At 62.3% G+C, this 2,661-nt stretch carries 3 protein-coding genes and 1 pseudogene; all 4 read right to left on the reverse strand.

Translation table 11 applies throughout. The features are described from left to right. Nucleotides 1-252 precede the first annotated feature (252 nt). Nucleotides 253-822 (reverse strand): TetR/AcrR family transcriptional regulator, encoded by a 570-nt coding sequence (locus tag JGU66_35980; protein MBJ6766181.1) that lies wholly within the window; start codon nucleotides 820-822, stop codon nucleotides 253-255. Nucleotides 823-846: 24 nt separating this feature from the next. After that, nucleotides 847-1,848: an NADP-dependent oxidoreductase gene (locus JGU66_35985; GenBank protein MBJ6766182.1), complete on the reverse strand. Its 1,002-nt coding sequence runs from the start codon at nucleotides 1,846-1,848 to the stop codon at nucleotides 847-849. A gap of 92 nt (nucleotides 1,849-1,940) precedes the next feature. Next, nucleotides 1,941-2,273, reverse strand: coding sequence for a hypothetical protein (locus JGU66_35990; protein MBJ6766183.1), 333 nt, complete (start codon nucleotides 2,271-2,273; stop codon nucleotides 1,941-1,943). Next, a pseudogene (locus tag JGU66_35995) lies at nucleotides 2,270-2,479 on the reverse strand (alcohol dehydrogenase catalytic domain-containing protein). The gene JGU66_35990 and the pseudogene JGU66_35995 overlap by 4 nt, the downstream one beginning before the upstream one ends. Nucleotides 2,480-2,661: the final 182 nt, after the last annotated feature.

The following is a 2,661-nucleotide window of genomic DNA, read 5'->3' on the forward strand; positions in this document are numbered from 1 at the left end:
GTTGTAGTAGCGCTGGCACTCGCGCAGCAGGCGCCGTGCGTGGGCTTCGTTCAGGACGACGACAAGGTCCAGCAGTTCCCGACGAATTGAGCCAATGACTCTCTCCGCATAAGGATTCCGGTGAGCGTCAAGGTAGGTGTCGCGTGAGAGGGCTCCGCCGATACGCTTCAGCTCCTGCACGGCCGGGAGGAGGATCGGCGAGGAGCCGAGACGGACGGGGCCTGCTGGCGTCCATTTGCGCTTCGACGGCGACTACGTCGCAAGCCGGATCGCGGCGCGGACACCAGCCTCGAGGATGGCGTCGGACTCCGCCCGGTCCGGGGTCGCGCGGGCGAGTTGCAGCGTCCCGGCGAGGAGCCCCAAAAAGGCCGCCGCATCTGCGACGCCCGCCTCCTTTCCTCGCCGTGACGACAACCAGACTGCAAGCGCATCAAGGGTCGGCGCGTTGTGGGATGCGAAGGCCTGTCGAGTCGCGCGGGGGTGCCGCCCCACCTCCGACGCCAAGGCCGCGACCGTGCATCCCATCCCCAATGCGTCGCGGTGCTCCGGGCTCAGGTAGGCGCGAACCAACATTTCCGGGGCAGCTCCATGGAGCGCTTGCGCGAACTCCTCATGCCGGGCGTCAAGCGTCCGAAGAAGGGCTTCTCGAAGCAGCGCCTCCTTCGACTTGAAGTGCGTGTAGAATGTGCCAACGGTCAGGCCAGCCTCCGCCATGATCTTCGCGAGGCCCACGGCGGCAATGCCGTGCTCACGAAAGAGGCGCGACGCGGCATCCAAGATCCGTTCGCGTGTCGCTTCATTATGTTCCGGCGCGTATCGCATCGGTGCCTCGTGAAGGTCGCATCCTTACTTCACCTTGATCACGACCTTGCCTTTCGCGCGTCCAGTCTCGACGTAGGACAGCGCTTCATTCGTCGACTGGAATGGAAAGGCCCTGTCTACCACCGCGCGGACGTGTCCCGCGTCGATGAGGGCGGCAATCTGTCGCAACTGGTCGCCGTTCGCCTTCATGAAGAGAAACGAAAATGAAACATTGAGGCTCTTTGCCTTTCGCTGTACACCCAAGCTCACCAGCCGAGTGAAGAGCTTCACGAACCAAGGCGCTCCGATCTCTTCCGCAAAGTCTGAATCAGGCGGACCGGAGATGGAAACAAGGCGCCCACCGGGCCGCAACACGCGCAAGGACTTGTCGAGCGTCTTGCCATCCTGACTGTGCAACACCAAGTCGTAGTCGCGCAGCTCGGTCTCGAAATCATCCTTCCTGTAGTCCACAATGACGTCCGCGCCGAGACTGCGAACCCAATCAACATTCGACGCACTCGTCGTGGTCGCGACGGTGGCGCCCAGATGCTTCGCCAACTGAATCGCAAATGTACCTACCCCGCCCGAGCCGGCTTGTATAAAGACCTTCTGGCCGTGCTTCAGTTGCCCCCTTTCGACCAGTGCTTGCCATGCCGTCAAACCCACCAGGGGAATCGATGCCGCTTCCTCCATCGAGAGTTTCTTCGGCTTCAATGCCACGTCCTTCTCCTGGACGGCGATGAGCTCCGCGAACGTGCCGATGCGATAGTCCGCAGGGCGAGCGTAGACCTCGTCACCAGGCTTGAAGTGCTTCACGCGTGCACCGACACGAACCACGACCCCGGCCACATCGTGCCCCAGGACGAGCGGCATGCGGTAAGGCAAGATCAGCTTAAACTCACCATTGCGAAGCTTTGAGTCCAGCAGGTTCACGCCAGCGGCGTGGACCTGGATGAGAACATCATCCTCCCGCACCTCCGGGTCTGCGATCTCCCCCGCCCGTAGAGCCACCTTGCTCCCATAGCGATCCAGAATGAATGCTTTCATGACGTTTCCCTTCACAACAGCGATAGTGCGACTTCGAACAGGACAGGAGACAAGGCTGTGGCCTGTGACTCGATCTTCATGTGGACCCGACGTCACCTGACGAGAAATTCCAGAGCTTGTGCGACGAACTCGTTGTGGAATTGATAGATGCCGCCATGGCCAGCGTCGAACTGGCTCTCGGGTTCGCTGTTCGGCAGGCGCTTCGCGAGGTCGCTCGTGTTGGACGTCGGCACTATGTGCTCCTGCTCGCCGTTCGCGACGAGGGCCAGTTGCCGGATCGTGGACAGCTCGAACGGCGGCTGCACGTACCAAAGGTGGATGGCCCCGAGTTGAGCGCGGAATGCTCCGACCGAAATCGGAGTGTCGCGATCCTCGGTCCGCGCCTTGAGCCGCTCGATGAACCTGCCAGCCTCCAGCCCCTTCAAATCCTCGCGTCCATCAGGCCCGCGGGCAAAAGAACGAGCGTCCCAACATCGAGCGCCTCAACCCCCGGGCCAACGGCGGCGAGCGTGCCCGCCACTTCTGCGCCTGGGATGAACGGCGGAGGCGGCGCCTCCGGATGGTCATCGCCGCGCCGTCGCATCACGTCCGCAAAGTCCAACCCGACAGCGTCGATGCGAATGAGCACCTCCCATACTTGGGCGGCAGGCCAGCGACGTCCTCGTAGACAAGGACGTCAGGTCGGCCAGTCTTGTGAAACCGTCCTGCGTTCATCCTCTACGCCCAGCGCCTGAAGTTGCAGCGAGACCAATTCTCGCCGTGCCCCTCTTGGTTGGAGACGACCTTCAAGAAGCGCGGGTCTTCGATCCATAC

Source organism: Myxococcaceae bacterium JPH2 (assembly GCA_016458225.1).
Classification (GTDB): domain Bacteria; phylum Myxococcota; class Myxococcia; order Myxococcales; family Myxococcaceae; genus Citreicoccus.

What these genes read in the sequence shown, in the direction of transcription:
- JGU66_35985 (MBJ6766182.1), bottom strand. Translation starts at nt 1,848, where the DNA reads ATGAAAGCATTCATTCTGGATCGCTATGGGAGCAAGGTGGCTCTACGG.
- JGU66_35980 (MBJ6766181.1), bottom strand. Translation starts at nt 822, where the DNA reads ATGCGATACGCGCCGGAACATAATGAAGCGACACGCGAACGGATCTTG.